At 49.9% G+C, this 733-nt stretch carries 1 protein-coding gene; it reads right to left on the bottom strand.

Annotation, left to right across the window (positions count from 1 at the left end):
- Positions 1 to 733: FAD-binding protein (locus tag R7Q11_RS26120; protein WP_225466994.1), on the bottom strand; the 733-nt coding region annotated here is incomplete at both ends.

The raw sequence follows: 733 nt of genomic DNA, 5'->3' as shown, positions 1-733 counted from the left end.
GTTGTAGCAGTTGAATGCGGCGCAATGCACGTTCTAAGCGCTTATCGGTACGCACAATGCCCATGTAGTCCCACATAAACAGGCGAAGTTCGTGCCAGTTGTGTTGAATAATAACTTCTTCATCACTGTTGGTGACTTGGCTTTCATCCCAACATGGAACACGTGAAGGCAGCTCAACGCTGGTGTGATGTTTCAGAATATCTTTTGCAGCAGACCACGCATAAACCACACATTCCAACAGTGAGTTCGATGCCATACGGTTAGCACCATGCAAGCCGGTATAGCTTACTTCGCCAATCGCGTATAGGTTTTTCAAATCCGTATGACCGTTTTGATCCACCATCACGCCGCCACAGGTATAGTGCGCAGCTGGTACGATTGGAATAGGCTCTTTGGTCATATCAATGCCCAAGTCCATCAAGCGCGAGTAAATGGTCGGGAAGTGCTTGGTGATAAAGTCCGCTGGTTGATGACTGATGTCGAGATACATGCAGTCTGCACCCAAGCGTTTCATTTCGAAGTCGATGGCACGAGCGACAACATCGCGGGGGGCTAACTCTTTACGTTCATCGAAGTCTGGCGTAAAGCGAGATCCATCTGGACGACGTAAATACGCGCCTTCACCACGTAATGCTTCTGTTAGTAGGAAGTTGCGCGCTTCTGGGTGGAACAGACTGGTCGGGTGGAATTGGTTGAATTCCATGTTCGCAACGCGACAACCTGCGCGCCACGC

It is taken from the genome of Vibrio sp. 970 (assembly GCF_033339075.1).
Note: the sequence above shows the minus strand (reverse complement) of the source record. Positions and strands in the feature narration are given on the sequence as shown.